At 73.4% G+C, this 2,321-nt stretch carries 2 protein-coding genes; both read right to left on the bottom strand.

Annotation, left to right across the window (positions count from 1 at the left end; genetic code table 11):
• Positions 1-69: 69 nt before the first annotated feature.
• A complete protein-coding gene (locus O3Q52_RS52075) occupies positions 70-1,302 on the bottom strand; it encodes an O-antigen ligase (protein WP_269655396.1) in 1,233 nt (410 codons plus the stop codon).
• Between the two features lie 97 nt (positions 1,303-1,399).
• Positions 1,400-2,321: sugar transferase (locus O3Q52_RS52070; protein WP_269655395.1), on the bottom strand; the 922-nt coding region annotated here is incomplete at its 5' end.

Below are 2,321 nucleotides of genomic sequence, written 5' to 3'. Positions count from 1 at the left end.
GCCCCGACCCACCACGACCCCTGGCCCGGACCACCGCGTCCTCCCCCTCCGCCCGGGAAGGCGTCACCGTCATCGGTCCCCGGCCTCCTCGGAGGCGAGTGCCCACCAGGCGCCGAGCCCGAAGAGCACCGCGGTCAGCGCGGTCGAGGGGCCGCCGATGTCGGCGTACGCGAAGTCGACGAGCTGCCAGGTCAGCAGCCCGCACGCGACCAGCGCGCAGTCGAGGCCGAGCGGCGCCCGGCGCCGGGCGGCAAAGAGTCTCCTCAGCCCGCACACCAGCAGGGCCAGCCAGCTCCCGGCCAGCGCGAGCAGCCCCAGCAGCCCCTGCTCGCTGAGCACCAGCAAGTACATGTTGTGCGGCGACAGGAGCGGCTGGCGCTTGAAGCCGGCGCCCGCGCCCTCCGTGTCGCTGCCCGACGACAGCGCGAGCGAGGCGTTCCCGTCGCGATGGTCGGGGAAGCCCTTGAGCCCGACCCCGGTCAGCGGCTGGTCGCGCCACATGTCGATCGCGGCCGCCCACATCGTGTAACGGTCCGTCACCGACTGGTCCGGCGCGTCCGCGACCTGCGTGATGCTGCTGATCCGCTCCTGGAGCATCGCGGTGCCCACGCCGAGCCCGCCAACGAGGATCACCGACGCGGCCACCGCCACCGCGAACACCTTCACCGCCCGCCGCATCCCGGCGAGCGCCAGCTGGGCCCCGCACGTCACGGCCGTCGCGATCCACGCGCCCCGGCTGAACGACAGCGCGAGCGGCAGCAACAGGGCGAGTGAGCACAGAGCCGCCACCGTCCGCTGTCGGCCCGGTCCCGCCCCGAGCGCCAGGCCGAGCGCGCACACCACGCCGAAGGACACCACGGTCGCCATCCCCATGACGTCCGTCGCCCCGAAAGTGCCGACCGCCCGGATCTCCTCGCCCATGTACGAGGCTCCGGTGCCGGTCGCGTACTGATGGACCCCGATCGCCCCCTGCCACAGCGCGAGCCCGATGAGCGACCAGGCGACCAGCCGCGCGTCCCGGCGGTCGCGGATCAGCAGCATGACCGCCGCGGGGACGAGCACGAAGATCTGCAGATAGCGCACGAGTCCGGTGATCCCCGCCCCCGGCGAGGCCGCCCCCGCCGCGGCGAGCGCGATCCCGACGACGGGCAGCGCGAACACGACGGCGGCGGTACGGGACAGGGGGCGCCGGCGGTCGCGTACGAGGCGGATCGCGCAGTACAGCACGACCAGACCGGACACGGCGTCGGCGATGGTGCCGCCTCCGCCGTCGCCGCCCCCGGAGACCGGCAGCGCCATCATCGCGACGAGGGCCACCACGGGGAGTACGGGAAGGAAGCGGCGCGGCGCCGACGCGGTGGTCGGGAGAGGAGGAGCGGTCAACAGCTGGGTCACGCGGTCAGCTCCCCGTCGGGCGCACGAGCGCGGCGGCGGTGCGCAGCAGGATGCACACGTCCTGCCAGAGCGACCAGTTGTCGATGTACGCGTTGTCGAACCGGCAGCGGTCCTCGATCGAGGTGTCACCGCGCAGCCCGTGGATCTGCGCGAGCCCGGTGATCCCGGTCCGCATCCGGTGGCGGGCCGCGTAACCGGGGTACGTCTGGCTGAACTGGCCCACGAAATAAGGCCGTTCGGGCCGCGGGCCGACCAGGCTCATGTCGCCCCAGAAGACGTTCCACAGCTGGAGCAGCTCGTCCAGCGAGGACCGGCGCAGGAAGCGGCAGAACCAGCTCATCTCGTGCTCGTTCGCCACGCTCCACCGCGTCGCCGCCTCGTGCGCGTCGACGGGCCGGTGCGTACGGAACTTCAGCAGTGTGAACGGCCGCCCGTCCTTGCCGATCCGCTCCTGCCGGAAGACCACCCCGGGCCCGTCGACGATCCGCAGCACGATCGCGCACACCAGCAGCACCGGACTGACCATCAGCAGCAGCACCCCGGACACCAGTACGTCGAGCAGCCGCTTCCCGGCGCTCCCGTACAGCCGCCCGACCGGCAGTCGCCGGCAGGCGAACCCGGCGAGCCGGTCCGCTCTCTCGTACGCCGGGGAGTCCGCGTCCACCTCCCACACCGCGCAGCCCGACTCGCCCAGCGCCCGCAGCAGCGGCCCCTGTTCGGTGCGTGCGGCGGGGCCCACGACGAGCATGTCCTGCACGCCGTTCTGGATGAGCGCCCGCTGGACCTCCTCGCCCGTGGTCAGGACCGGCAGCCCCTCGCCGCCGGACGTCTCGTCGGAGACGACACCCACTGGCCGCACCCCACAGCCCGGGTGACGGAGGAAGGCGGCCGCCACGCGCTGTGCGGTCGCGGCCCGGCCGACCACC

Origin of the sequence: Streptomyces sp. ActVer, from assembly GCF_027270795.1 — a bacterium.
Classification (GTDB): Bacteria; Actinomycetota; Actinomycetes; order Streptomycetales; family Streptomycetaceae; genus Streptomyces; species Streptomyces umbrinus_A.
This window is presented reverse-complemented; position numbering and strand designations above follow the sequence as displayed.

Bases quoted from the DNA above. Each gene is read 5' to 3' on its own strand.
- O3Q52_RS52075 (WP_269655396.1), bottom strand. From the start codon at position 1,302: ATGATGGCGCTGCCGGTCTCCGGGGGCGGCGACGGCGGAGGCGGCACC.